The sequence below is a fragment of the Halovenus aranensis genome, from assembly GCF_900100385.1.
GTDB classification, from domain to species: domain Archaea; phylum Halobacteriota; class Halobacteria; order Halobacteriales; family Haloarculaceae; genus Halovenus; species Halovenus aranensis.
Window position 1 is genome coordinate 81485 of sequence record NZ_FNFC01000001.1, and the last position, 24934, is coordinate 106418.

At 61.2% G+C, this 24934-nt stretch carries 24 protein-coding genes and 1 pseudogene; 11 read left to right on the forward strand and 14 right to left on the reverse strand.

Translation table 11 applies throughout. The features are described 5' to 3' along the window. Positions 1-13 precede the first annotated feature (13 nt). Entirely contained in the window at positions 14-976 is a 963-nt protein-coding gene (locus tag BLR34_RS00420; protein ID WP_092698292.1) for a Gfo/Idh/MocA family protein, read from the reverse strand. A gap of 144 nt (positions 977-1120) precedes the next feature. Here BLR34_RS00420 and BLR34_RS00425 point away from each other — a divergent pair, with 144 nt between their 5' ends. After that, a complete protein-coding gene (locus BLR34_RS00425) occupies positions 1121-3238 on the forward strand; it encodes a hypothetical protein (protein WP_092698294.1) in 2118 nt (705 codons plus the stop codon). A 69-nt stretch (positions 3239-3307) separates the two neighbouring features. On the opposite strand, the gene BLR34_RS17465 is transcribed toward BLR34_RS00425, so the two are convergent. Next, positions 3308-3439, reverse strand: a complete 132-nt coding sequence (locus BLR34_RS17465; RefSeq protein ID WP_281240895.1) for a DUF7503 family protein — start codon at positions 3437-3439, stop codon at positions 3308-3310. 254 nt (positions 3440-3693) lie between these two features. Here BLR34_RS17465 and BLR34_RS00430 point away from each other — a divergent pair, with 254 nt between their 5' ends. Beyond that, positions 3694-4599, forward strand: coding sequence for a response regulator (locus BLR34_RS00430; protein ID WP_092698296.1), 906 nt, complete (start codon positions 3694-3696; stop codon positions 4597-4599). Between the two features lie 37 nt (positions 4600-4636). Here the strand turns inward: BLR34_RS00430 and BLR34_RS00435 are convergent, their stop codons facing one another. Beyond that, entirely contained in the window at positions 4637-5191 is a 555-nt protein-coding gene (locus BLR34_RS00435; RefSeq protein WP_092698298.1) for an HIT family protein, read from the reverse strand. A gap of 115 nt (positions 5192-5306) precedes the next feature. Here BLR34_RS00435 and BLR34_RS00440 point away from each other — a divergent pair, with 115 nt between their 5' ends. Beyond that, a complete protein-coding gene (locus tag BLR34_RS00440; RefSeq protein ID WP_092698300.1) occupies positions 5307-6251 on the forward strand; it encodes an ABC transporter substrate-binding protein in 945 nt (314 codons plus the stop codon). Between the two features lie 97 nt (positions 6252-6348). Here BLR34_RS00440 and BLR34_RS00445 read toward each other — a convergent pair whose 3' ends face one another. The 3 genes from BLR34_RS00445 to BLR34_RS00455 form a co-directional block, all read right to left on the reverse strand. After that, the gene (locus tag BLR34_RS00445) at positions 6349-8004 is read right to left on the reverse strand and encodes a histidine kinase N-terminal 7TM domain-containing protein (protein WP_092698302.1); all 1656 of its coding nucleotides are present in this window, start codon (positions 8002-8004) and stop codon (positions 6349-6351) included. An 88-nt stretch (positions 8005-8092) separates the two neighbouring features. Beyond that, on the reverse strand, positions 8093-8986 hold the full coding sequence (gene map, locus BLR34_RS00450) for a type II methionyl aminopeptidase (RefSeq protein ID WP_092698305.1): 894 nt from the start codon (positions 8984-8986) through the stop codon (positions 8093-8095). Between the two features lie 49 nt (positions 8987-9035). Continuing rightward, positions 9036-9890: an isoaspartyl peptidase/L-asparaginase gene (locus BLR34_RS00455; protein ID WP_092698307.1), complete on the reverse strand. Its 855-nt coding sequence runs from the start codon at positions 9888-9890 to the stop codon at positions 9036-9038. 120 nt (positions 9891-10010) lie between these two features. On the opposite strand from BLR34_RS00455, the gene icd reads away from it, so the two are divergent. Beyond that, on the forward strand, positions 10011-11273 hold the full coding sequence (gene icd / locus BLR34_RS00460) for an isocitrate dehydrogenase (NADP(+)) (RefSeq protein WP_092698309.1): 1263 nt from the start codon (positions 10011-10013) through the stop codon (positions 11271-11273). A 138-nt stretch (positions 11274-11411) separates the two neighbouring features. Next, the gene (locus tag BLR34_RS00465; protein ID WP_092698311.1) at positions 11412-12182 is read left to right on the forward strand and encodes an SDR family oxidoreductase; all 771 of its coding nucleotides are present in this window, start codon (positions 11412-11414) and stop codon (positions 12180-12182) included. Between the two features lies 1 nt (position 12183). Here BLR34_RS00465 and BLR34_RS00470 read toward each other — a convergent pair whose 3' ends face one another. From BLR34_RS00470 to BLR34_RS00480, 3 genes are all read right to left on the reverse strand, one after another. Next, the gene (locus tag BLR34_RS00470; RefSeq protein WP_092698313.1) at positions 12184-13041 is read right to left on the reverse strand and encodes a universal stress protein; all 858 of its coding nucleotides are present in this window, start codon (positions 13039-13041) and stop codon (positions 12184-12186) included. A 62-nt stretch (positions 13042-13103) separates the two neighbouring features. After that, on the reverse strand, positions 13104-13547 hold the full coding sequence (locus BLR34_RS00475) for a pyridoxamine 5'-phosphate oxidase family protein (RefSeq protein ID WP_092698315.1): 444 nt from the start codon (positions 13545-13547) through the stop codon (positions 13104-13106). 137 nt (positions 13548-13684) lie between these two features. Then, positions 13685-15061: a DUF7978 family protein gene (locus tag BLR34_RS00480; RefSeq protein ID WP_092698317.1), complete on the reverse strand. Its 1377-nt coding sequence runs from the start codon at positions 15059-15061 to the stop codon at positions 13685-13687. Positions 15062-15226: 165 nt separating this feature from the next. On the opposite strand from BLR34_RS00480, the gene BLR34_RS00485 reads away from it, so the two are divergent. Further along, complete coding sequence (locus BLR34_RS00485) at positions 15227-15622, forward strand: hypothetical protein (RefSeq protein ID WP_092698319.1); 396 nt, start codon at positions 15227-15229, stop codon at positions 15620-15622. Between the two features lie 122 nt (positions 15623-15744). Next, positions 15745-16410 (forward strand): CDP-alcohol phosphatidyltransferase family protein, encoded by a 666-nt coding sequence (locus BLR34_RS00490; protein WP_092698322.1) that lies wholly within the window; start codon positions 15745-15747, stop codon positions 16408-16410. 1 nt (position 16411) lies between these two features. Here the strand turns inward: BLR34_RS00490 and BLR34_RS00495 are convergent, their stop codons facing one another. Continuing rightward, positions 16412-17668, reverse strand: a complete 1257-nt coding sequence (locus BLR34_RS00495; protein WP_092698324.1) for a PQQ-dependent sugar dehydrogenase — start codon at positions 17666-17668, stop codon at positions 16412-16414. Between the two features lie 152 nt (positions 17669-17820). Between BLR34_RS00495 and BLR34_RS00500 the strand changes: the two genes are divergently transcribed. Beyond that, the gene (locus tag BLR34_RS00500; RefSeq protein WP_092698326.1) at positions 17821-18702 is read left to right on the forward strand and encodes a homoserine kinase; all 882 of its coding nucleotides are present in this window, start codon (positions 17821-17823) and stop codon (positions 18700-18702) included. 11 nt (positions 18703-18713) lie between these two features. Here the strand turns inward: BLR34_RS00500 and BLR34_RS00505 are convergent, their stop codons facing one another. The 4 genes and pseudogenes from BLR34_RS00505 to BLR34_RS00520 form a co-directional block, all read right to left on the reverse strand. After that, positions 18714-19265 (reverse strand): NUDIX hydrolase, encoded by a 552-nt coding sequence (locus BLR34_RS00505; protein ID WP_092698328.1) that lies wholly within the window; start codon positions 19263-19265, stop codon positions 18714-18716. Further along, complete coding sequence (locus BLR34_RS00510; RefSeq protein WP_092698330.1) at positions 19262-19687, reverse strand: DUF5809 family protein; 426 nt, start codon at positions 19685-19687, stop codon at positions 19262-19264. Before BLR34_RS00510 ends, BLR34_RS00505 begins: the two co-directional genes overlap by 4 nt. Positions 19688-19726: 39 nt before the next feature. Next, the gene (locus tag BLR34_RS00515; protein WP_092698332.1) at positions 19727-20113 is read right to left on the reverse strand and encodes a DUF5810 domain-containing protein; all 387 of its coding nucleotides are present in this window, start codon (positions 20111-20113) and stop codon (positions 19727-19729) included. A 51-nt stretch (positions 20114-20164) separates the two neighbouring features. After that, positions 20165-21699: pseudogene (locus BLR34_RS00520) on the reverse strand (HVO_2922 family protein). A 329-nt stretch (positions 21700-22028) separates the two neighbouring features. On the opposite strand from BLR34_RS00520, the gene BLR34_RS00525 reads away from it, so the two are divergent. From BLR34_RS00525 to BLR34_RS00535, 3 genes are read left to right on the forward strand one after another with little or no spacing between them, the layout of a single operon-like run. After that, entirely contained in the window at positions 22029-23051 is a 1023-nt protein-coding gene (locus BLR34_RS00525) for a polymer-forming cytoskeletal protein (RefSeq protein WP_092698335.1), read from the forward strand. Between the two features lie 59 nt (positions 23052-23110). Next, a complete protein-coding gene (locus BLR34_RS00530; protein ID WP_092698337.1) occupies positions 23111-24292 on the forward strand; it encodes a redox-regulated ATPase YchF in 1182 nt (393 codons plus the stop codon). Positions 24293-24336: 44 nt separating this feature from the next. Next, entirely contained in the window at positions 24337-24828 is a 492-nt protein-coding gene (locus BLR34_RS00535) for a metallophosphoesterase family protein (protein ID WP_092698339.1), read from the forward strand. The last annotated feature ends 106 nt before the right edge of the window (positions 24829-24934 follow it).

Genomic DNA, 24934 nt, shown 5'->3' on the forward strand with positions numbered 1-24934 from the left:
AAATAAACCCAAGCTAGAGCGACGCCGGCTCGCCGCGCTCGACACTCTCGTAGAGCGCGTCGACGACGCGCAGCGTCTCGATTGCGTCTTCGCCGTCGGTCCGGGGCGGGTCACCGGATTCGACTGCCTCGATAAACGCCTCGACTTCGAGCTGGTACTGGTCGACCGGGTCGAAGGTCTCCTCGACGGTACGGCCGTCGACGGTGTACCGGAGTGTCGTCTCGCCGTCGGGAACGAACGCCCGGTCAACGTCGAGACGCCCGTCGGTACCGAGGACCGTGTACCGATGGACGGATTCGTCGAACCCGGCGGAGATAGTCGCGGTTCGACCGCCAGCGAACTGGAGGAGTCCAGTCATACTCGTCTCGACGCCACAGTCACGGCGGTCGACGGCCGTCGCGTAGGCCGACTCCGGCTCGCCGAGAAAGAGCCGGGCCGCTGTGACGGCATAACAGCCAACGTCCATCAGACTCCCGCCCGCGAGGTCGGGGTCGAGGCGGACGTTGTACCTGTCTGGAAGCGGGAAGTGAAACTGCGCGTCGACGCGCCGAATCTCTCCCAGATAGGTGTCTGCAATCTCGACGGCTCGTTCGGTTCGGGGATGGTACCGGTACATGAACGCCTCCATGAGCGTCACGCCGCGCCCGGCACAGTACTCGACCATCTCGCGGGCCTGGTCGGCATCGACAGCGAGAGGCTTCTCACAGAGTACGTCCAGGCCGGCATCGGCCGCCCGTTTCGTCCACTCGGCGTGAAGGCTGTTGGGGAGTGGGTTGTAGACCGCGTCGAGGCTGTCGGAGTCGAGCATCTCCTCGTAAGAGCCGTATGCGTCGGGGATGTCGAACTCGTTGGCGACCTCCTCGGCACGAGCCCCGTCGCGCGAAGCAATCGCCCGTACCGTCGCCCCCGTCTTCTGGATAGCTGGGATAACCCGTTTACGGCCGATATTCGCCGTGCTGATGACACCGATATTCATACAGGTGTGCTACGTCCCGGGCGAAAAACTCCTTTTGGTCCGTTATTCTGCTTCACTCCCGGGCTTTCATATCTTCGTACGAACATGTAGCCGGCAGTATCTTTTTTGTCGTCCCACCGTAATTGAGGGCAGACAACGATTTTCATGGACGGTACGATATTGGCGCTCGATGTTCTCGACGACCCACCGGGAGTCGAGGTTATCGACCAACTCGAGCGGCTGCGCTACCAGCTTTGGACCGATAGCTCTGTCTCCCCGACGCCCACAGACTCCGATGCGTTCCACTTCCCTGTCTCGAATGCGTTCGAAATGACGGCCCGGACGCTTTCGGTTCCAGCGACAGTGAGTATCTGTCTGCGGGACGACGCGGGCGGCATGATTGCTGACGTGGGACATCTCGAGGAGGAGTCCGTCGCTGACGGCGAGTATATCATTGAACTTGGTGCACAGATTAAGACGTATATCGAGGTTGAGGGGCCTATAGAGATTACATCCGACTTGCTCGAAAAAGAAATTGCGTTCGGACAGGCGAGAGTCGTGCGCGTCGGCGTCCGGTCGCGACACGAACGGCCGGCGGCGACGGTCACGACGACCGAGGACCCGCGGGACATGATGGCTGCCGTCAGCACGTTCGGGTCGGCGCTCAAGTCACAGAGCCCCGAGCGGTCGTACCCGACGCTCCGTGGGCACCCCCCGAGCATCGAAATCGGGGACACGCTCGATGTTCCCGCGGTTGTCCAACCCCCGGAAACCGACGTTCGAATCGAGATACCGGAGACCTACGAGGCTATCTTCACGGCTGCGCCGCTGGCGTACTATCTCGGTGCCGAACTCCAGCCCGGCACTGCGCCGCGGCTGGTGACCGACGGCGGGTTCGCATACGCGCTCGACCAACCGGACGGCCTGGAGGACGGCGTCGCACGGACGCTCAAACAGCTGTTCACGCTCGACTGCGTCACCCGCGTCGACGGGCTATACAACATCGAACTCCACGAACGAAACGTCATCGAACAACGCGTCGGTCTCGATTTCGCCTCGTTGTACAGCCGTCCTCTCTCTGAACAGGTTGCGGTATATCTCTCGGTCCCGTACGAGAAAATCGACGACTGCATTCCGACGTGGCGGCTGACCACACACGTCCGGCCGGAGCCATCGTCGATCGAACAACTTCCCTACGTTGTCAACGACCTCTCGCTCGTCCGTATCCCCGAGACCCTCGACGCAAGCGAAGGACCCGCCAACGTCTCGGGAGGACAGACTGCCCGAGGTGGGACGCTTACCCGTTCGACGGCGACAGGCACGACTCGGGCGACCACTGAACGGACTGAGGAAAACGAGGAGCGGTACGTCGAGCCGGCGACAACCGACTCGCTCGAACAGGCCTGGATTGGCGATGGCATCCCGATAGGAGCGACAAAGCTGACGAAACAGGCCTTCGAGAACTGGTTCGAACGGGAGAAAGTCGACGGCGATATCTCTATCACTATCCTCGTCAACGACGACCGGATGAACGAAGAAGGCGACATCGCTAACGAAGTGTACGGCGACCGCGACGACCTACCGTTCGATATTTCGGTCCGCAATGACCTTTCTGTTGCTGAACTCCGTGCCACTCTCAGCGACGACCACAGCTTTCTCCACTACGTCGGCCACATCGAAGAAGAGGGTTTCAAGTGCAGCGATGGGATGCTTGATGCAGCGACGCTCGATTCGACCGGCATAGACGCGTTCATGCTGAATGCCTGTAGCTCGTATCGACAGGGACTAAATTTAATTAATGCGGGTGCTGTTGGTGGGATTGTTACACTGAATGATATAATAAATGAAGAAGCAATAAAAATTGGGGAAACGGTCGCCTATCTATTGAACGCCGGCTTTCCGCTTGACACATCCCTCTCTATTGCACGTGAGCAGAGTGCCCTCGGTGGTCAATATATTATTGTCGGAACCGGAGAGATAATGATAACACAACAACCTGGTATGGTTCCATTTCTTGTAGATTTGCATTCAATTGAGAACGATGCTGAAATATCAATAATGTCATATGTTAATAAAGAAGCCAGACTCGGGACTATATTCACTCCCTTTTTGAATACTGTTGATGATTATAGTTTAGCATCCAGAATACTAGAAGACATCACCATTTCGCGCAAAAAATTAAAAGAGTTTGTCACCTTGCAACCCGTTCCAATACAAACGAAAGAAGGGGTATACATTGACCTGAACGAATTAACTGAAACGGCGGCGTCCAGTAAGCAATAGTGGTGATACTACGCTCCGCTGTCGACTGAATAGGACATAGGAGAAAGTGTACCAACTGGATAAAACTGTCTATGGTCCGGTAATGGCGTTTGAATTTGCCGCAACACTACCAACCTGCGTCATCAGGACACTCAGTGTGAACAGTACGCCGAGCATGCGCGGGTGTTCCTTGAGGAACGCCGCGATGGTTGAATCGGACATGATTCATTTCGAATGCCGAGTGGTTGATTATTAATTATTTCTTATGTTTTCTTACTGTAGCGTAATTGTATTAACTTCGACAACATAGATAACATCGCATTCATGGAAGAGAATTGTATATAGTCAAAAACTTGTCACTAGTGGTCGGCTTCGAATCGTCATCGTCCTGTCGGTATGGTGGGATTGTGCAGGGAAATTGTTATAATCGCCCGCATGCGAATAGAGGACAACCCGGTTCCCCGCAATTAGTTCCCATGGTTCAGACAGAGGGTATTGAAATCCCGCGAGCAATGTTGCACGGTCTCTCACAGTCACCGCCCCAGAAAGGGCCAGTCTTACGGGGGGACGTTCCCGACTCCGTCGAAGACGTTATCGAGGTTCCCGTTCCGCTGGCCGGGGCCGACGACGACGATGTCCACATCCTCTATGTGGACGACAACACGGAACTCACCGAGTTGACGAAAACCTATCTCGAAGGCTCAGACGAGGCGTTTTCGGTTATGACAGCCACGAACGCAGTCGAGGCCATCGAGTTACTGCAAAACGAGGAGTTCGACTGTGTTGTCAGCGACTACGACATGCCGAACACCGACGGTATCGAACTCCTCCATATCGTTCGCGAGACGCACGCGAACCTTCCGTTTATCCTCTTTACTGCCAAGGGGGCGGAGGATGTCGCGAGTGAGGCGTTCGCCGCCGGCGCGACTGACTACATGCAGAAGGGCGTCGGAAGCGACCAGTACGAGATACTGGCCGACCGCATCCAGCGTGCTGTCGACCAGTACCGCACCCAACAGCAGGTCTGGAACGCGCTGTCGTGGTACCGAACGCTCGTCGAACAGAACTTTGCCGGCGTGTTTATCGTCCAAGACGGCGAATTTGTGTTTGTCAATCAGCGTCTTGCTGATATACTGGGCTACTGTCGGCGAGAACTCGCCGGGAGAGTCCCGACAGCACTGGCCAGCGGACCCGAAGACGAAGCGCGTCTCCGAGAACTGGCAGAGTTCGACCGGACTCCGGGTAAAACGTTCCACGTCGAGGCGACGGTATCGACCAGTGACGGTGAGACGCTCCCTGTCGAAATCCGGGGCGGCGTCATCCACAACGACGGTGAGTTCGGTTGCATCGGGCTGTTCTGGCGACGACACGAGGTCTGTTAACTATCTAACTTTTCGCTGGTTCTCCTGTTCGTGCCTGTCACTCCCGCTGGCTGTTGATGACGACTGCTGACTGGTCGTCTGAAGCCGTCGTTCCGTTCTGTGCGGTGAGGGCGTCGTGTAGCCGTCCGTAGGTGTCGTCGACGGCCTCGACGATGACGTTCGTCTCGCCGATGACCGGCATGAAGTTGGTGTCACCGGTCCACCGCGGGACGACGTGGGCGTGCAGGTGGTCGTCAATCGAACCGCCTGCGGCGTCTCCGCCGAGATTGTATCCGACGTTGTACCCGTCTGGTGAGAACGCCTCGTCCATCGCGTCCAGCGTCCGCTGGAGCAGCCTGTCGATTTCGAGCAAGACCTCCGGCCCAAGGTCTCGATAGCGCCCGGTATGCTGGTGGGGAATAACCATCGCGTGACCGGGGTTGTAAGGGTGGTTGTTAAGCAGTACGTACACACGGTCACCACGCGCAAGCAGGCGGTTCTCGCGGTCGCCCTCGTAGTCCGGCAGTTCACAGAAAACACAGTCTTCGAACATCTCGTTTTTATCGCTGCGCTCGACCCAGTCGATGCGCCACGGTGCGAAAACCTGCTCCATGTCTCCCGTTCGTGGGCTTCGTTCAAAGTCTTCCCGGGTCGGCGCGCACGCGCCAGTAGCCGGTACCACAGACTCATACCTGCCGATTATAACCGCCGCGCCCGAACGACCGTCGATGTCTGCTATCGAACTCGCACTCGACTGGACGCCCAACACCAACCATACCGGAATCTACGTCGCCGACTCTGAGGGGTACTACGACGACGCCGGACTGGACGTGACAGTTCGGTCCCCCGCTGAGGACGATTACGACCAGACGCCTGCCAAACGGGTTGCGACCGGCGAGTCGACGGTCGCAATTGCGCCGTCAGAGAGCGCACTCAGCTATCACACCCATCCTGACTACGAGTCGCTGACAGCCATCGCCGCCGTCTGCCAGCAAGACACGAGCGCAATCGTCGCACTCGGTGACAGCGACATCGACCGGCCTGCAGACCTCGACGGGCAGACGTACGCCTCGTACGACGCCCGTTTCGAGGACCACATCGTCGAGCAACTCGTCAGAAACGACGGCGGTGACGGCGATATCGAGGTTACGAGGCCGCCGAAGCTTGGCATCTGGAACACGCTGGTCGACGGCGACGCGGACGCCACTTGGGTGTTCATGCCCTGGGAGGGGGTGCTGGCCGAACGCGACGGTATCGACCTGACGCCGTTTTACCTCGACGATTACGGGGTACCCTACGGCTACACGCCGGTAATGCTGGCCCGGCCTGAGATAATCGAGACGCGCGGCGAGGATATCAGCCGATTCCTCGAGGTGACTGGCCGTGGCTACGAGTTCGCCGCCGACCATCCCGAGGAGGCCGCTCAGATTCTCGGTGAAGCCGCCGAAGGACCGGAGACACTCGACGACGAGGACTTCCTCGTCGAGAGTCAGCGTCGGCTCGCCGATAACTACCTCACCGACGACGGCACGTGGGGAGAAATGAACACACAGCGCTGGACGGCATTTGTCGAGTGGCTTGCCGACGAAGAGATTCTGACCACTATCGACGGCGACCACATTCCGGCCAGCGAAGTGACAGTCGCCGACCTCTACACGAACGACCTGTTGTGAGAGTCCTCAGATAAGGGTGGGCTGTCGGCTCACACTGCGCTATCACTGTTGACTTTCGGTAGCAAGCGAGCCCGGTTTCACTCCGACCTGGACGAACTCATTCGAGCGCGAGCCTGGCCGTCGTGCCGTCCTCGCCCGTCTCAAAGGTGAGGGAGGCACCCGCACTCTCGACGACCCAGTCGACGACCCATAGCCCGACACCCCTCCCGTGTTCCAGCGGCGTCTCCTCACCTCGCTCCCGGACGGCCAGCTCCTGGTCAGGGATACCCGGCACGTTGTCCGAAACCGTGATGACGACCGCTTCGTCGGTCGCTGTAACTGTCACCGCGACCTCGGGATTGGGGGACGTATTGTGCTCTGCGGCGTTCTCGACGAGATTTTCGAGTGCCAGCTCCAGTGCCGGTAGCGTCTCGACGCGACAGGCCGACGGGGCGTCGACGCTGAACGACACGGCCGGAAACGCCGTGTGACACTCTTCGACAACCGATTCGACCGTCTCGACGAGATTGACCGTCGTCGGCGTCTGGTCGTGGTCGATGAGTTCCTCGGCCGTCCGTGCCTTCGAGCTGACCGAGAGCAGCCGGTCGGCACTCGATAACGTCCTCTCTGCCATTCTCGCGTGTTCGCCGTCGAGTTCGGCCGCTAATACCTCGTTTTGAGCGGTGATAACGTCGAGTTCGTTCCGGATGTTGTGCCGGAGAACCCGGGACTGAACTCGGCTGAGTAAATCGAGCTGTTGTTCGCGTTCTTTCAACCGCGTCACCTCCCGGAACACGACGACGCGTCCGAGTTCGTGGCCCTGCTCGCGGCTAATCGGCGAGACGGTGAGGCTGAAATCCCGCTGTTTCCCCCGGTGTGTAACGGTGACGGTTCCGCCGGTCTCACTCGACTGAAGCCGCGTGACGAGAGTCGGACACGCCGCGAAAAACGTCGACACAGCCATCCCCTCCCACTCCGAGGTGATACCCGCCAGCTCCTGAGCGGCGGGGTTTGCATCGATGACACGTCCCTCGGTGTCGATTGTCACCACCGGGTCGTTCATATTCTGGAGCGCACGAGCACGACCGACAGGGACGAGGTCGAGGAAGTCGGTCCGTAACACCGCCCACCCTACCCCGAGTGTCGTCAACACGAATCCAAGCGGCGTCAGATTGGCGGCAGTCCCGTCAGCTGCGAATAGAACGTTCAAAAGAAGCGGTGGGAGAAGCGAGAGCAACAGCGCACCGCTCTGTTTGCGCCGCGTTCCCGACGACTGGAGTATGTCGCTGACCAGGACGACACAACCTACGAGTCCGAAGGCGTACAACGTCAGTATATGTAGAAAATTCAACTGAATGGGGAGGTCCAACAGAGGGTCAGCACGGAGCTTGAAACCCGGGTAAATGAACAACTGATGATACGGATTCGTGAGCACGAGCGCCTGGACGACCGCAATATAGCCGCCGACCACCGTGAACAGCCGCCGTGTCAGCGCGAGCGTCTCGGTATGTTCGCCGATGGTGAACAGCCAGCCAAAGGTTACGAGTGTCGCGCCGAGTACACCGGCGTTGTTTGCGATGTATCCCATCCAGCCGGGAATTGATGTCCACCACAGACCGATAGCGATACAGAACAGACTCGCACCCGGCGCAGCCAACAACAGTCCGGTCGCCCCAGGTTTCTCTCTGCTTCTAAAGGCCGGTCTCACGACCGCGAGCGAGACGAGTGCTCCGACAAAACTGAAGACGGGGAGCCCATGCTGGACGGACACCATTACGCTACGATTTTCTCATGGTCTGATAACTGTTGTGAGAGGCAGGTTCGTGGAACCGACGAATCTACCCGGGCTGTCGGGCCGGGCGTCAGCGCGTAATAACCTCACAGCCGTCTTCGGTGATGACGAGCGTGTGTTCTTTCTGGCTGACCAGACTCCCCTTCTGTTCTTTGAGTATCGGATAGCCGTGGACGATGTCTCGCTGTTTGAGCCGTCGGAGCGTCATCTCGGGGCGGTCGACATCGAGCCAGCGAGTCGCGAACGGGAGCGTCCGGAAATCCTCGGTAATCTGGTCGAGTGCCTCCCGTGCCTTGCGGTTCCGAACCGAACTGTCGTTCTCCAGGGCGAAAATCTGCTCGGCGTTACCCTCGCCGACGCGTCCGCGGCCGTCTGTCGCGAAGGGCTCGATAGCGACCACGTCGCCGACTTCCAGCTCGACTCCCTCGGGAATCTTTTTATTTGGAATATTCGGGGAGGTGTGTTGTTCGTAGTGGCCTAGCCCGTGGCCGGTCAGGTTGACGACCGGCTGGTAGCCGTACCCCTCGATAGTTCGGCCGATAACGTCGCCGAGGACGCTGGTATCGATGCCCGGCTCGACCATCTCGATGGCCGCATCGAGCGCCTCCGCGGAGGCCTCTGCGAGTTCGTCGTTGCCCGAGAGGTCGACCGTGATAGCGGCGTCGGCAATCCAGCCGTCGACGTGGACGCCGATGTCGATGTTAATCATCTCCTCGCCGAACGTCGAGTCGTCGTCGATGCTCGGCGTGCCGTGGGCGGCCTCCTCGTCGACACAGACGTTCATCGGGAAAGCCGGCTCGCCACCGAGCTCGCGGATGCGCGATTCGACGTGTTCGACGAGTTCGAGGTGGCTCGCGCCGACCTCGATGCGTTCGACGGCCTCTGCGCGAACGGTCTGGAGTATCTCGCCGGCCTCTCTGTGTTTCTCGTATTGCTCGTCTTCGAGGTCCACGTCGGTGCTCATACTCTATCTTTGGTTGAGGGGGGCATATGCGTACCGTTCCCGCCCGGCCCTACGCGTGGTCTGTCGCGGTCTGCATCGCACTCGAATTGAAGGATTCGCCGGTCTTTCCCTCGGCGTTGACGGCGATGACACCGGCACTCGCCTCTGTCGCTGTGTCGAACGCCTCGATGAGGCGGTCTGTCGCCTCGGCTGGCGTCTCCCCGTCTTCGATAGCATCGGCGACGCGGCGGGCGAGGCCGAATTTCGCAATCTCCTCGCCTGCGCCGGTCGTGCTGACGGCGGCGTGTTCGGTGGCATAAAAGCCCGAGCCCACCTGTGGCACGTCGCCGACCCGACCAGCGAGTGCACACCATCGACCCCCGGTCGAGGTGGCCGCCGCCACGCGCTCGCCGTCGCTTGCGACTGCGCCGACAGTGTCGCTGCCGCCGAACTTCTCCCGGAGCCAGGACAAATGCTCGTGTACGTCGTCGCTCTCAACCGGGTCGAGCTCGTCCCAGCGTGTGCGAGTGCGTTCCGTCCAGAGGTCCCTGTCTGTCGCCACGCCGGATGCCTCTGCCAGCGAGACCGCGTGCTCACCGGAGACCATGATGTGGGGCGTCTCCTCTGTGACGACGCGGGCGACCTCGATAGCGTGTTCGACGCCCGGCATCGAACAGGCACCGCCGGTCGTCCCGTCGCCGGTCATTAGCCCAGCGTCGGTCCGGACCACACCGTCGCTCTGTACCGCCCCGCCGACGCCGGCGTTAAAGCGTGGGCCGGATTCGAGGACGCGCGTCGCCTCGACAACCGCGTCCGTTGGGGTTGCCGCCGCTTTGGCGGTCGCCGCGGCCTCGTCAAGGGTCTCTTGGCGGGGCTCTGGTTCTCGTGGCTCGCTACCTGCGCCGCCGTGGACGATTACGTGCATACGGTGGCTCTCGAAATCGCGACGGTTAACTGCGCTGTTTCCCGTCTGTTCGTGTGCACGGCTCTCATGCCAGAGCGAAAACGGGGGTTACTTTACCGCGGGTAGCGAACCGTTTTCCATATGGAGTTCGACAAAATCGACGTGCCCGACGAAGGCGAACCGATCGAGGTAATCGACGAGGAAGCCGACGAGTTCGAGGTTCCCGAGACGCCTATCATCCCCATTCTGCACGGTGACGGCATCGGGACTGACGTTGGTCCTGCCGCACAGCAGGTGCTCGAAGCCGCGGCCAACGCGACCGGTCGCGACATCGCCTGGATGCGCGTCTACGCCGGCGAAACTGCCCGCGAGATGTACGACGAGAATCTTCCCGATGACACCGTCAACGCCATCGAGGAGTTCCGCGTCGCCATCAAGGGGCCGCTGACGACGCCTGTCGGCGCTGGCTTTCGCTCGCTGAACGTGGCGCTGCGCCAGAAGCTCGACTTCTACGCGAACGTCCGACCGACCTACCACCTCGACGGCGTCCCGTCGCCGGTCTCAGAGCCCGAGCAGATGGATATGGTCACCTTCCGTGAGAACACGGAGGACGTCTACGCCGGCATCGAGTGGGAAGAGGGAACCGACGAGGTCGAACAGGTCCGCGAGTTCGTCGAAGACGAGATGGGCTTCGACGAGACCATCCACAGCGGCCCGGTCGGCATCGGTGTCAAACCAATCACCGAGTACGGCTCCAAGCGACTCATCCGGCGCGCTATCGACTACGCGCTCGAACACGACCGCGACTCGGTGACGCTGGTCCACAAGGGCAACATCATGAAGTTCACCGAGGGCCAGTTCCGCGACTGGGGCTACGAGGTCGCACGAGAGGAATACGGCGACGAGGTCATCACCGAGGACACGCTCTGGGAGGAGCGCGACGGCCAACAGCCTGATGACGCAGTCGTGGTCAACGACCGTATCGCCGACAACATGCTCCAGCAGGTGCTGACCCGGACCGACGAGTACGATGTGCTGGCGACGATGAACCTCAACGGTGACTACATCTCCGACGCCTGTGGCGCACAGATTGGCGGTCTCGGTATCGCCCCTGGCGCGAACTTCGGTGACGCACGCTGTCTCGCCGAGCCGGTCCACGGCTCCGCGCCCAAGTACGCCGGTCAGGACAAGGTCAACCCGACTGCGATGATTCTCTCGGGCGTCCTGATGTTCGATTACATGGGCTGGGGCGACGCCGCCCAGCTCGTCAAAGACGCCGTCGAGGAGACCATCTCCTCGAAGCAGGTCACCTACGACCTCGAACGCCAGATCGAAGGCGGCGACAAGCTCGCCACCTCAGAGTTCGCCGAGGCAGTCGTCGAGAACATCGAGCAGTTGGCATAATCACGACCCGGCCACGGCTCGCGGGAATCGCTGGAAACTGCGAGGCCTCTCACTGACAGTCACTCCGTTCGCCGCTGTTGTTCTCAGTCTCTGGTAACGTGAGCGACGCTTTTCTCAGCTCCGAGCGTATGTCAACGTATGAGCCAATCAGACCTGACCGGCGAGATAGCGGTTGTGACCGGCGGCGCGAGCGGTATCGGGCGCGAAATCTGTCTGCAGTTTGCGGAGGCTGGTGCGGATGTCGTGGTTGCCGACCTGCGAACGGAGCCACGGACTGGCGGAACACCCACACACGAACGCATCACCGAGGAGACTGACGCCGACGCGACGTTTGTCGACTGTGACGTAACCGAGCAAGCAGACCGCGAGACGGTCGCCGAGACGACCGCGGAGATGGGCGGTGCCGATATACTCGTCAACAATGCGGGCATCTTCCGTGGCGAGGAGTTTACCGAGGTGACCGAGGCGGAATTCGACCAGCTAATGGACGTCAACGTCAAAAGCGTCTATTTCCTCTCGCAGGCGCTTATCGACCAGTTGCTCGACGATGGCGGGCGAATCATTAACTTATCGAGCGTGGCCGGACTCGAAGGGTCGGGCGATTTCATCTCGTACTGCACCTCAAAGGGTGCAGTCAGACTAATGACCTACTCGCTGGCTGATAAGTACGGCCCAGAGGGTGTCCGCGTTAATGCGATTCATCCGGGTATTATCGAGACCTCGATGGTTACCGAGGACGTGCCGATTATCGGCGGTGAGAGCGAGGACGCGTTCCTGCAGACGGTACCGTTGCGCGAGTTCGGCCACCCAGAGGATATCGCCGATGCGGCGCTCTATCTGGCCAGTGACCGCAGTGAGTACGTCAACGGTGAATCACTCGTCGTCGACGGCGGGTCGACACATACGTAGCTCACTTCACGACGGTGACAGAGACCGGCGAGCGACGAACAACCGTTTCGGCGACGCTGCCCAGAAGCAGGCGGGTAAGTCCGTCACGTCCTGTCGAGCCAAGGACGACCCGGTCGATGCCTTCCTCGTCTACGAACTCGACGATGGCGTTTGCGGGGGTGCCGTCGATGTTCTGAGTGTCGACCGTTCGGTCGCTGTCGGCGGCGACCGTCTCGGCGGCAGAGAGTATCGATTCGACGTGGGCAGTGCGCTCGTCGTCCCAGTCTTCGAGGGCGTCGAACACGTTGTCGACGGTACCTGCGTCTCCCTTGGCCGGGACGGCGACGTACAGGGCGGTAACAGTCGCATCCTCGAACCGGTCGAGTGTGTACTGCAGCGCGTGTTTCGAGGCGTCTGAACCCTCGAACGGGACGAGGACGTGGTCCGGCGCCTCGTAGCGCTCGGCTGGCTGCCGGACGACTGTTACCGGGACCGGTGAGCGGCGGGCGACAGTCTCGGCGACACTACCAAGGAGTAGTCGTGTCGCCCCGTCGCGGCCGTGGCTCCCGATGACGATTGTGTCGACATCTTCCTCGTCGACAGTCTGGAGAATCTTGTGGACCGGACGGCCGTAGTGGACGAGCGTCTCGATGCGGTCGTCGTCGTAACGGTCACAGACTGTCTCCAGCATGCTTTCGGCGTTCTGTAGTTCCTGTTTGTACCGGGTAGTGTCGTAGCCCCCTGCGCCTGTGTAGTTGGTGAACGGTTCGATGACGTGTTCGAGCAGAATCTCGGCGTCGTCGAACTCGCCGAGTGCGTGTTCGAGCGCGTAGTCTGCCTGTTCTGACGTGTCGTAGGGAACGAGTACGCGAGTGGTCATACGTGACCATTCTCGGGACGTGACTATGAAAACCGGTGGTCACTCTCGCCTTCCGGGAACGGTTACAGCTCTGTCGTCGCCTCCTTGCGGCCGGTGAGTTCGTCGGGCACGAGCCGATAGAACGTGAACTCCACTTCGGCCGGTGGCTCTCCGTGGATGTCGACGTAGGGGATGGTGACACGCTCGAAGCCAGCCAGCGCTTCTGTCGCGGTCTCGTCGTCGGTCGTCGACTCGAGGGTTCCGCTCGCGACGACACTGCTGTACGTCCCGTCATGGTCGTAGGTGACAAACGATGCGGGGCGGCCAGCGAGTTCCCCTTTCTGACTGTCGGCGTCTGCGAGCCGAAAGTAAAAACTCGAGGTCACGCTGTCGTACCCGAACGAGACGGGCAATGTGTGTGGTGGTTCGTCGGCCGCAGTAGTCAGTGAGAGAACGCCCGTCGCTGTCCGGCCGAGCAACGCCTCGCATTCGTCGTCTGTCATCGTCACGGACTCGGTGTCTGTCATAGTGTCCTGTTCACATGCCTCAATAAAAAGTCTCCTGCCCGCATGTTGCCCTGCTTGGATACGAAACACGGGTATTCGCTGTCGCATGCGGTATCGTACCGTCCACGAAACTCGCCACGACTGCAGTCAGAGCTGTGTCAATCGCGGAGGCCGTCTACTGCCTCCCAGAGCTTCCAGTCTCCGGCACTGTTTTGGCGGAATCGGTACTTTAGGCTCCCCTCGTTGCCGGCCACGGCCATGTCTATTTCACCGACAACCCCTCTATCATCGGCTCGAACGGTCTGAAAATCGAGGAAATCTATCTCGAAGGCACCAACCCAGTCGAACTCATCGCCCGTCCACTCGTCGAGTTCACCGTCGTCAGCTATCGTCTGGTTGACGGCTGTCCTGTCGTCTGCGTCGAGTGCCGTCACGAACTCTCGCGCGACTGCACTCGGCGAACTCCGCAGACCATCGACTGCCTCCCAGAGCTTCCAGTCTCCGGCACTGTTTTCGCGGAATCGGTACCGGAGTGTCTCTCTGTTTCCGCCGATTGTCATCGTGACCGCGCCTGTGACTCCCCGACCAGCGTGGTTGACAGTCCGGAAATCGACGAACGCTATCTCGAAGGCGCCCACCCAATTAAACTCGCGGGGCGCCCACTCGTCGAGTTCACTGTCATCGGCTATCGTTCGGTTGACAGCTGTCCTGTCGCCTGCGTCGAGTGCCGTCACGAACTCTCTTGCTACTGCTTCCGGAGAACCCGACTCGGTGTTTGCCGCGCCTGCCGACCCAACGGCCGTCCCCAGAGCGATTGTCCCTGCGCCTGCAAGCACACTCCGCCGATTGAGGTGTGTCTCAGGTCTGGTGGCGCCGGTGTCGCCTGCGGATTGGTCTCTCTCCTGTGCCTGTTTGCTCGTCGGCTGGGAAACAGTCTCCAAGGCCGGCGTCATGGTGGCTATCACTCCACCAACCGGGCAGACGACCAGCGGGTAAAACAGCCCGACAAGCAGAATTCCGTCCAGCCGCGCAGGCCGAACGAGCAGTTCAGTCCCCTCCGCAAACAGCACGGTCCCGGCAGCCGCCGCCACCGTCGTTCCAACTGCGATAGTGCTCGTAGCTAATACAGCCTGGAGGGGCGTTTCAGCGTCCGATACTCGGGCCAGCGAGAACCCAGCGAGCAACAGAACCGCTATAGGAATGCCGAGATAGACTGCTGGAGGGATAACAGTCGACGTGAACATCTCCGAAGGGGTAACGAGTTGTCCAGCGTCGACTACGGACCCCTGTACCTGTTGGAGGAGGTAGTTGAACTGTTGGCCACCGAATACTCCTGCCCACTCACTCCCGCCGACGGCCTCCGTCTCGATGTTGACGAAGTGCGCCTGATAATACGTCCAACCTGCGCCGTTTGTAGTTGTTCCGCCGTTCAACACAGAGACACCGTACGTCAGCAGGAACCCGACGACGAACGTCACCGCCCCGACAACCGGACCGACGAGAGCTGGCGTACCGAACTTCTCTAGTCGCGCCATAATGCTGGCTCAGTACGCCACGCACATAGTATTTTCGCACAGTGTACCGGATGTTAACAGCACAATTCTGCCTTTGAAACATCTGTTAACTGCTATCGAACAGGACTGAACCGTCTGTTAACGGGAAGCAGAAAGACTAAATTACTTGCCCGAGTATGTAACCCCGTGTCACGAAAGCGGCAAATTGGAACTCGTATCGACGACTCGGGCGAGATTGCCGAGGCGTGGGACGAGTACAAGAAAGACTACGAAAACAAGTCCTCGGCGATGCGTCAGCTCATGCGCCAAGGGCTAGGCGTCGACGAGTCCGCTTCCCAGGACCAGGCTATCGAGGCAGACCCAGAGGCCCGAGAAAAAGCACTTCGCTCGATGACTGTCGGAGCGGTCACCACGCTCGTCGGGTGGCTGCTGATAACTGCGGGGGCACTGCTGGATATCCTTCAGGTGACGACGGGAACGCTACTCGTCTCTGGATTGATTGTCGTCGGTATCGCGTCGACGGTCATCCACCTGAAATGGTCGGCAGGACAACTGGACCGACGTGACTCGTCGCAACCGTGAGGTAGCCTCTGTATAGCGGTGGCTGCTCACACTGTGCGTGGGGCTATAGTTTCTGTTTCAGTCCTGTGAATAAGCGTAAAAAAACCGGGAAATACATTACGCCACCACGGGCACGACACCCTATGGGCATCGACTGGCGTGAGCGGAGCGAGGAGATATGGACGGTCCCGAATCTGGTGACCGTCGCCCGACTGCCACTGTTTTTGCTCCTCGTCGCGACCCTCAACACGCTCTGGCAGTATCCCGTGTTCGCTCTCATCGTCGTGACCGACGGTCTCGACGGCTGGCTCGCCCGCCGGCTCGACCAGGCGACTGAACTCGGGGCGGTGCTCGACCCAGCTTTCGACAAACTCATTGCCCTGTTACTCGTTGCTGTGTTGTTCCCTCGAACCGACCTCGCCGTCGAGTATCTCGCCCTGTTTTTCCTTCGTGACGGGTTTATTTTGCTTCTCGGCCTGTCGACGCCGCTGCTGGCGATGGAGTCCGAAGATATCAAAGCGAGTTTCTTCGGCAAGGCCGTCACCAACGTCCAGTTCGTGTCGATGGTAGCGATGCTCGTCTCACATACCGCGGCGACCCAGGTGTCGATGTTCCTCGTTGGCTTCCTCTCGGCGGTTGCCGTCGCGGACTATGTGGTCTATGCGGGCCGGGTGATGACTGTCCGTGGGTTCTTCGAGAGCCGCCGGGCCGCTGTTGGTGTCTACGTCGTCGTCTTCTTGTTATTTGGATTGCTCGTCCGCCTTCTGCTCGTTACACAGCTCCGGTCGACACTCGATTTATTCCTCTGAGTCAGGCCGGCACCAGCCGCACGATTGGGCCGCCGTCGGCGTCAACGGCGACGTAGAGGTGGCCCGTATCGGGAGCGACTGCGACATCTCGAATGCGCCACCCGCGGTCTGTGAGCAACGGGTCGGCCTCCCTAACCACCGGCTCGTCGCCTGGGTCTGTGACGACCAGGCGACCGAGATACTGGCCGGCGAGGTTGCCGACAAACAGGTCGCCCTGCCAGTCCGGAAACGCCTCACCGTCGTAGAAGGCCCCGCCTGCGGGCGGAAACCCGCCGGTGCCACACTCCCAGTAGTACACCGGCGGGACGGTGTCTTCGCGTTCGAAGTGGTCGTCGCCGACCGGGTCGTCGGTGCCGTACTCGCAGGCGGTACTCGCCACCGGCCAGCCGTAGTTGCCGCCGGGCCGAAGGATGTTGATTTCGTCGCCGTCCTCCTCGCCGTGTTCGGTCTCCCAGATGTCGCCGGTGTCGGGGTGGCGCATCAATCCCTGTGGATTTCGGTGGCCGTAGCTGTACAGCGAGTCGACTGCGTCCGCATCGTCTGTGAAGGGGTTGTCACCGGGGACCGACCCGTCTGGTCTGAGCCGGAGGACAGCCCCGAGTTCGTTCGTCTTGTCCTGTGATACGTGGTCGGGGCCGAAGTTCTTGAACTGCCTGTCACCGGTCGTCATGTAAACCGCGCCGTCCCCGCCGAAGACTGCCCGCGAGCCGAAATGCCCCGTCGAGTCGACGTACGGCTCTGCAACGTGTATCTGCTCGAATTCGTCGAAACTGGCCCTGTCGCCTGTCAGGCGTCCTCGTCCCAGTGCTGTCGCAGTCTTGCTTGCCTCGTTTGCGACGCTGTAGGTGAGATACACCCACGCCGGGTCGGGAAACTCCGGGTGCAGTGTCACATCGAGTAACCCGCCTTGGCCGCCGGCGAAAACCGATGGCGTCCCATCGACCGCCGTCAGCGAACCAGTGTCCCGGTTGACAAGCGAGAGTCGGCCGCCGCGCTCGGTCACGAGCAGGTGACGTTTGTCGGGAAGAAACGCCATCCCCCAGGGAGCAGCGACTGCCTCAGTCACCGTCTCGACGCTGAATTCGTGGGTACCTGTCGGCTCCGGCGTCGGTGTCGCGCTGTCACTGTCTGTCCCCGACGGCGTCTCGCTGGCAGGCGTCGAATCGCCGCCAAGACAGCCGGCAACTGCTCCGAATCCACCAACGGCTCCGAGGCATAACACGGTACGACGCGTGGGTCGCCGAGCGCGGTCTCCCATCGATAGCTCACCTGACTGTGCTATGGGCCGCGTGTGAAAAACGCTTGCTCGTGGGACGCCTGCAATCAGCCCGGAGACTACGAACGTCGTCGTACTGGCGCCCGGTACGCTCTCTCGTCAGGTTTTTTATGGCACCGGCGAAAGGAGGGGGTATGCTTACTGTCCGGGCACCGGCCACGAGTGCAAATCTCGGCAGCGGGTACGACGTTTTCGGCATCGCGCTCTCGGGGCCGGCGGATGTCCTCCGCGTCGAGAAAGCTCCCCGGACAACGCTGTCTGTCACCGGTGCAGGCAGCCAGTACATCCCCGAAGACCCCGCACAGAACACCGTCGGCGCGGTCGTCGACGCGCTTGATGCACCTGCTCGTATCCGTATCGACAAGGGAATCCGACCGGCATCGGGGCTTGGCTCGTCGGCAGCCAGCGCGGCGGCGGCGGCGCTTGCACTGAACGAGCTGTACGACCGTGGCTACTCGCGCGAGGAACTGGTTTCGATTGCTGCAAAGGGGGAGGCCGTCGTCGCTGGCGAGGCTCACGACGACAACGTCGCGCCGGCACTACTGGGCGGGTTCACTGTCGCGACACCTGACGGCGTGACGCACGTGCCGGCGGACCTGCAACTGGTGGTCTGTCTGCCCGACATCGTGGTGTCGACCAGCGACGCCCGAGCGGTCGTCCCAGACGGCGTCCGCCTCGACGAGATGGTCGAAACGGTTGGCAACGCGGCGACACTGACTGCAGGGATGGAACGCGACGACCCGTATCTCGTCGGCCGCGGGATGCGAGAATCGGTCGTTACGCCCTCGAGGGCGAAACTCATCGACGGCTACGGGCACGTTCACGACCGGGCGCTGGAGGCTGGTGCGACCGGTGTGACGATAAGCGGTGCCGGTCCGGCGGTTCTCGCGGTCTGTCCCGAGGGGTTCAAGCGTCGGGTGGCTGCTGCGATGGTCGAGGGTTTCGACGACCGTGGGGTCGAGGCGCGGGCCTTCCAGACGACGGTCGGGGAGGGGGCACGGCTTCTCGACACGTAGACCAGGACGGCTCAGAGCAACCCTTCGTGCTCTGCGAGCAGAATTCCCTCGATAGTGGCGTCGTTCGCGGGCTCGGCCCGGGCGCGGTCGAGTGCGTCCTCGACTGGGACCGTCCCGACAGAGAGGAACTCGTTTGTGTCACGCTCGGGGATACCCGGCTTGAGTCCTTCGGCGAAGACGATACCGCGGCGGTGGCGCAACACGCCGGTCGCAACCCAGAACTCCTCCAGAAGCGAGACGCCTGCCGGGTCGAACCCGGTCTCTTCGCGGAGTTCCCGCGCGCCGGCGGTGGTATACGACTCGCCGTCTTCGACGAGGCCCGCCGGCAGTTCGAGACAGTGCTCGCCGATAGCGGGTCGAAACTGCTCGACGACGACCAACTCGTCGTCGGCGACAGCGACGATAACGACTGCCGGCTGAATCTCTGCCCAGTAGTATTTTTTCTGGGTGCCGTCGGGCTGTTCGAGCAGGTCGTACCCACCCTGATACCAGCCGGTCTCGTACTCGACGACCGACTCCAGAACCTCCCAGTCGTCGGTCGTGGGTGCTGAGTCGTCGCTCACGGCGACACCTCCAGTACGTCTGCGTAGAGGCGGCCGAACGCCTGCCGTCTGAGCGTGGCGACGGCGGCCTCTCGCTCCTCCTGAAACGTCGCCGCGACGGCTGTCTCCGCGAAGGGGGCCGCGTGCCACACGACGCGGTCGACGTCCTGGCTCCCGACCTCGACCGGTTCGCACTCGTGGTCGTCACACCACTGGTGGTACTCCTCGCGGTCACCGATTCGGACTTCGAGCAGGGATGCATACAGCGCCTCGCGTGCGGTCTCGATGACTTCACCGGTAACGCGGTCGTCGTACTCGCCAGTGTCGAAAGACATCTCTTTGGCGACGGCGCGGACGACTTCGCTCGCTGCTGGGGCGAGCGTCTCGAACTGTGCGCTGGCCTCGGCGGCCGTTTCCGGGGCGAACAACCCATCTGTTTCCATGCCCAACCGTTCGTCGCTGGTCACTACTGGCTTTCCCTTCTATGCCTCGTCTTCGTCATCATCGTGGCGCTGTCTGGTCAGTTCTCTGGCGCGCTCTATGGCGTCTGCCGCCTCCGCCGAGAGGTCGTCTTGATCTGGCAGGTCGGCTACGGCCACGTCATCCGGGAGGTCCGGTGAGTTCGCTTCGTGGCTGTGGTCGTGGTGTTCTGTCGTGTCTTCGAACACCTGTGGGTACTCCGTTTCGTCGGCCTGGTCGGCAACCTCTGGCGCGAGTCCCTCCTCGTCCATCGACTCCCACTCGGGAACGTGGTCGTCGAGCCACGCCTCGTGGTCGCCCCCGCGAACGAGGGCGGTAAAGGCGAGGTGGTTGGCGAGGTGGCGCGCGTCAGCCTGTGGGTCCCCACAGACCGGACAGCTGTATCCCATACTTCGTGTGTGACGGCGCGGAGACAAAGGCGTTTCACTCGGTGGTGTCGCTCACGCCACCTCGGCGTTCGGGGCGTTGTGTTTGACGCTGTGAATGCCGTCTTCTGCGCCGGTCCGGGAGGCGTAGCCTTCGCCGCTGTTTGCCATGAGGTTGCCGTTACGGTGGCGAAGTTGCCAGCGCCATTCGCCGGCGTTGTCCTCGTAAACCTCGAAGGCCGCGCTGCCGACATCGAGCACGTGTGCGTCTGGTCCGTACTCGCGGATGCGCACTACCGCATTCTCGGCTTCGCTCTCGCTGGCATAGCCTTCACCGCCGTCGGCGATGATGTTGCCGTTGTCGTGGCGGAGTCGCCAGCGGTACTTGCCGCCTTGTCCTCGTAGACCTCGAAGCTGGCCTTGGCGTCGTCACCGACATTCGACTGGACGCTGTCGATACCATTGCGAGCCTTCTGTCGCGAGGTGTACCCCTGGCCGCTGTCGGCGAGGATATTCCCGTTCTTGTGGAGCAGTCGCCAGCGGTACTGGCCAGCACTGTCGCGATAGAGTTCGAACGCCGAGGGGTCGAGTTTGAGGTAGTCTGCCGACTGGACGTACTGCCTGACGCGCTCGACTGCATCGTCTCGGCTACCCGGCGTGGTGTATCTCTCGCCACTGGCCGCGATGATGTTGCCGTTGTCGTGGCGGAGTAGCCAGCGGTATTTGCCCTCGTTGTCCTCGTAGGTCTCGAAGGTCGCTTTGCTCTTGGCTGCCTCGACGAAGCCGGGCGCGTCGTCGCCGTCGATGCCCTCGTCTGGGTCTGTGACTGCAACGTCTGCCTTGTCTAAGTCGACGACACCGGCACCGACGGCGTCGCGCTTGACGGCGCTCAGTCCCTGCTGTGCCTTCTGGCGGGAGGAGTACCCCTGGCCGCTGTCGGCGATGACATTGTGATTGCGGTGACGGAGCCGCCAGCGGTACTTCCCGCCGTTGTCGGTGAACAGCTCGAACTGTGACTGGCTGTCCTCGATACGTCGTAACTCCGTTTCGAGTGCCTCTCGCTCGACTTGCTGCCTGGCGGCCTCGGTCGCTTGCTGGCTCACCTCCTCTACTGCGGCGTCGCGTTCGCGCTCGGCCTCGGCAGCGCGTGCTTCGGCGGCCTCTTGTTCTTCGCGCGGACTCATCAACATCGGTGTAAAGATGCCTCCGGCAGCAATTGCCAGCACGCCAAGTCCGTAGAGGCCGATAATCTGGAGCTCCTGTCCGTCGAACTGCGAGCCGAAGTTTGCGGGATAGGCGACGACAAACCACGAGACGGCAAGCAGACAGAGCACTGCCCCGAGATACGAGAGCAACGTTGCGGCTCGTTGTAGCGGCAGTCTGATTACCGGGCCGATGAGCAACAGGAGTAACGCGACTGCGGCGAGCATTGCTCCCGCTTCTCGCTCGACTGACTCGACCTCGCTGACCAGTACCAGCCCAATCCCGAGAACCCCGGTCAAGACACCGAGGACGAACACCCAGTAGCCCACTGCTTCGTCTGCTGTCGAGGACGTTCCGACGCGTGTTTCGTACCACTGTACGAGTGGATTCGAATCTGTTGTTGCCATCTCTAAAGATATCGAATCACAAATATATAAAAATTTCTGAATATGTACTATAAATATAGTATGTTATCTGTCTTGGTCCTACGTGATTGAATACTACGCCAATAGTTCCTAAAATTGCATATTACCGCCGTCGTTGCTATCTGGGGCTAATATGATTCTGTTTCGAGTCGTTTAGTTATTTATAATTTATAATATATTTATAACGTGGTAACATCCGACAATTCGGGTCACAGACGGGGACGCTCGGCCAGCTCCTGCCTCCGCTCTTCGTCAGACGGCCGTCTGACGCGGCATTGGGCTTTAATACTGCGGAACGCGCGTATCTTAGTGTGCCGTCGTTTCGCTCCGACCCGCTGGACGAACTCGTCGTGCCCGACGAGACCCACGTCCAAGAACACGACCTCGTGACCGACGGAGATGTCATCGTCGGCGGGCAGAGCACCATCGAGTTCGGCGTGCGCGGTGGCAACGTCATCGCCGGCGAGCGAGTCACGTTCGGCGGTCACATCGAGGCCGAGGACGACTGTCGGCTCGATATGTGGTGTGACGTTGCAGACAACGTCCTCGTCGGTGAAGATGCGTATCTCGGTGAACGCGTCCACATCGGCGGGGAGTTACGGGTCGCGGGCAACCTCGACATCGGCGACGACGTAGATATCGAGGACGGCTTCGACGCCAACGGCTGGATTGTCATCCGTAACCCGATGCCGACAATCGTCTTCCTGTTCGTCTACCTCTCGCAGTTGCTCCGCATCGGCGAGGAGGAGAAAGCCGAGACGCTGTTGAGTGCTGTCGTCGAGGAAGAGCGGGCACACGAGCCCGTCGTCGTCCCGCGGGGGAGCCACGTCAGCGACGACGCCTGGCGGGTCTCGACGCCCGGGCGTATCGGCGACGACTGCCGCCTCCACGGCAACATCCGCGCTCAATCGCTGGTGGTCGGCCGCGATAACGAGATTTTCGGCAGTCTGCGCGCCAGAGAGGGGATTACAGTCGGTTCGGGGACCGAAGTGACCGGTAACGTGACGACGCGCAGCGGGACGGTACGCGTAGGTCCCGGGACGGATGTTCGCGGTGACGTGTCCGGCGAGTACGTCGAACTCCATCAGGACGCCGAGGTCGAGGGTGCAATCCGCGCCCGCGAGGAGATGACAATCGTCTCCGAGCCAGTCATCGACGACGCCGTCATCGACGCAGAGACAGAGGACGCAGACGAAAGGCAGCAGGCTGACGACGAAACTGCCGGGGAGACCGAGCTAGACTGCAACGAAGTGGGTCCGCGCCCCGAGACTGCGAGTGACCCACGGTCGGACGGCGGTGCCGGTGATTTGCCGGACACCAGCGACGAGTCGTAAGGGCAGTTTTCTCGGCCCTGAACCGAAAGTGAATTTCTTCTCCCCGGAGTAGGCCGGGTATGCTCTCGCTTGCGCTCGCGGGGAAACCAAACGCGGGGAAATCGACGTTTTACACGGCGGCTACGATGGCCGACGTCGAGGTCGGGAACTATCCGTTTACCACAATCGACGCCAACCGTGGTGTGAGCTACGCCCGGACGGACTGCCCCTGTCAGGACCGTGATAGCCAGTGTGATAGCGACAACTGTCAGGACGGGAAGCGATACGTTCCCGTCGACCTGTTCGACGTTGCCGGACTCGTCCCCGGCGCACACGAGGGACGGGGACTCGGCAACCAGTTTCTCGACCAGTTGACTGACGCCGACGCCATCGTTCACGTGGTCGACGCCGCAGGCGCGACAAACGCCGAAGGCGAGCCGGTCGAGGTCGGCGAGCACGACCCCGTCGAGGACGTGGACTTCATCGAGACGGAGATGGACCAGTGGCTCGCCGCAATCGTCTCCCGGAACTGGGAGTCTATCGAGCGCCAATCCCGTTCCCCGGATTTCGATATCGACGACGCACTCGCCGAGATGCTCACCGGCATCGGCGCGACCGAAACCGACGTTGCGCGCGTCCTTCGTGACCTGGAGTATCCCGACGACCCACGCGAGTGGGCCGACGAACACCGGACGCGCCTCGCATCCGACATCCGCGCAGAGACCAAGCCACAGATTGTCGTCGCCAACAAGGCAGACATCGCCCCCGAGGAGAACATCGAGCGCCTCCGCGAGGCCGCAGAACGTGTGCTGCCCGCGACCGCAGACGGCGAACTCGCGCTCAGACGGGCCGCTGAGGCGGGCGTCATCGACTACGACCCCGGCGACGACGACTTCGATATCGCCGGCGACGTGAGCGACCAGCAACGTGAGGGACTCGAACAGATTCGAACGGTGATGACAGAGTACGCCGGAACGGGAATCCAACAGGCGCTCGACACGGTGGTTTACGACCTGCTCGATCACATCACCGCCTACCCCGTCGAAGACGATACCCACTGGACCGACGCACAGGGCCGGATGCTGCCCGATGCACACCTCCTGCCCGACGGTTCGACGCCTGTCGACCTCGCCTATGCCGTCCACTCCGATATCGGCGACGGCTACATCCACGCTGTCGACGCCCGAGAAGGGCGACGCATCAGCGACGACCACGAACTCGCCGAAGGAGACGTGGTGAAGATTGTGAGCGACGCGAACTGACTCCGGGCATCACCTTCTTGTCGGCCGGCGACAGAACGAGGGATATGGAGCTTGCACTTTTCGGTGACTCCCACATCCCGTCACGAGAGCCACACATTCCCGACCCCTTCGTTTCGGAGATTCGGACCGCAGACCACGTCATCCACACCGGCGACTTCGACTCCAAGGGCGCGCTCACAGACGCTCAGGACCTCGCGCCGGAGCTGACGGCCGTCCACGGCAACATGGACCCCCAGATTGGACTCCCTACCGTCGCCACCGTCGAATGCGGCGGCGTCGAGTTCGTCGTCACACACGGTACGGGCTCGCGGGGCGGCTGGACACAGCGCGTTGCCGATGCCGTCACTGAGCACGCGACTGGCGACATCGCGGTGGGTGTCGCCGGTCACACACACGAGATAACAGACACGACACACGACGGCGTCCGCATCCTGAATCCCGGGAGCGTAACAGGGGCGAACCCGGCCGACAGACCGACGATGATGACCGTCACCGCCGAAGACGGCGACCTCGAGGTAACCGTCCACGAACTGTAATCTGACTCATAGTGATTATTGCGAGTCGTTACCGCCTAACAGCAGACGGAGTTCACAGGATGTGACACGACGATTCCTGTAACGTGGTCACGAAAATTACCGCAAT

Coding starts and splice junctions, on each gene's coding strand:
- BLR34_RS00475 (WP_092698315.1), bottom strand. CDS start 13,547: ATGACAGACACCGAGTCCGTGACGATGACAGACGACGAATGCGAGGCG.
- BLR34_RS00530 (WP_092698337.1), top strand. CDS start 23,111: ATGCTCTCGCTTGCGCTCGCGGGGAAACCAAACGCGGGGAAATCGACG.
- BLR34_RS00480 (WP_092698317.1), bottom strand. CDS start 15,061: ATGGCGCGACTAGAGAAGTTCGGTACGCCAGCTCTCGTCGGTCCGGTT.
- BLR34_RS00515 (WP_092698332.1), bottom strand. CDS start 20,113: ATGGGATACAGCTGTCCGGTCTGTGGGGACCCACAGGCTGACGCGCGC.
- BLR34_RS00500 (WP_092698326.1), top strand. CDS start 17,821: ATGCTTACTGTCCGGGCACCGGCCACGAGTGCAAATCTCGGCAGCGGG.
- map (WP_092698305.1), bottom strand. CDS start 8,986: ATGAGCACCGACGTGGACCTCGAAGACGAGCAATACGAGAAACACAGA.
- BLR34_RS00420 (WP_092698292.1), bottom strand. CDS start 976: ATGAATATCGGTGTCATCAGCACGGCGAATATCGGCCGTAAACGGGTT.
- BLR34_RS00465 (WP_092698311.1), top strand. CDS start 11,412: ATGAGCCAATCAGACCTGACCGGCGAGATAGCGGTTGTGACCGGCGGC.
- BLR34_RS00470 (WP_092698313.1), bottom strand. CDS start 13,041: ATGACCACTCGCGTACTCGTTCCCTACGACACGTCAGAACAGGCAGAC.
- BLR34_RS00440 (WP_092698300.1), top strand. CDS start 5,307: ATGTCTGCTATCGAACTCGCACTCGACTGGACGCCCAACACCAACCAT.
- BLR34_RS00455 (WP_092698307.1), bottom strand. CDS start 9,890: ATGCACGTAATCGTCCACGGCGGCGCAGGTAGCGAGCCACGAGAACCA.
- BLR34_RS00425 (WP_092698294.1), top strand. CDS start 1,121: ATGGACGGTACGATATTGGCGCTCGATGTTCTCGACGACCCACCGGGA.
- BLR34_RS00435 (WP_092698298.1), bottom strand. CDS start 5,191: ATGGAGCAGGTTTTCGCACCGTGGCGCATCGACTGGGTCGAGCGCAGC.
- BLR34_RS00535 (WP_092698339.1), top strand. CDS start 24,337: ATGGAGCTTGCACTTTTCGGTGACTCCCACATCCCGTCACGAGAGCCA.
- icd (WP_092698309.1), top strand. CDS start 10,011: ATGGAGTTCGACAAAATCGACGTGCCCGACGAAGGCGAACCGATCGAG.
- BLR34_RS00445 (WP_092698302.1), bottom strand. CDS start 8,004: ATGGTGTCCGTCCAGCATGGGCTCCCCGTCTTCAGTTTTGTCGGAGCA.
- BLR34_RS00495 (WP_092698324.1), bottom strand. CDS start 17,668: ATGGGAGACCGCGCTCGGCGACCCACGCGTCGTACCGTGTTATGCCTC.
- BLR34_RS00510 (WP_092698330.1), bottom strand. CDS start 19,687: ATGGAAACAGATGGGTTGTTCGCCCCGGAAACGGCCGCCGAGGCCAGC.
- BLR34_RS00430 (WP_092698296.1), top strand. CDS start 3,694: ATGGTTCAGACAGAGGGTATTGAAATCCCGCGAGCAATGTTGCACGGT.
- BLR34_RS00490 (WP_092698322.1), top strand. CDS start 15,745: ATGGGCATCGACTGGCGTGAGCGGAGCGAGGAGATATGGACGGTCCCG.
- BLR34_RS17465 (WP_281240895.1), bottom strand. CDS start 3,439: ATGTCCGATTCAACCATCGCGGCGTTCCTCAAGGAACACCCGCGCATG.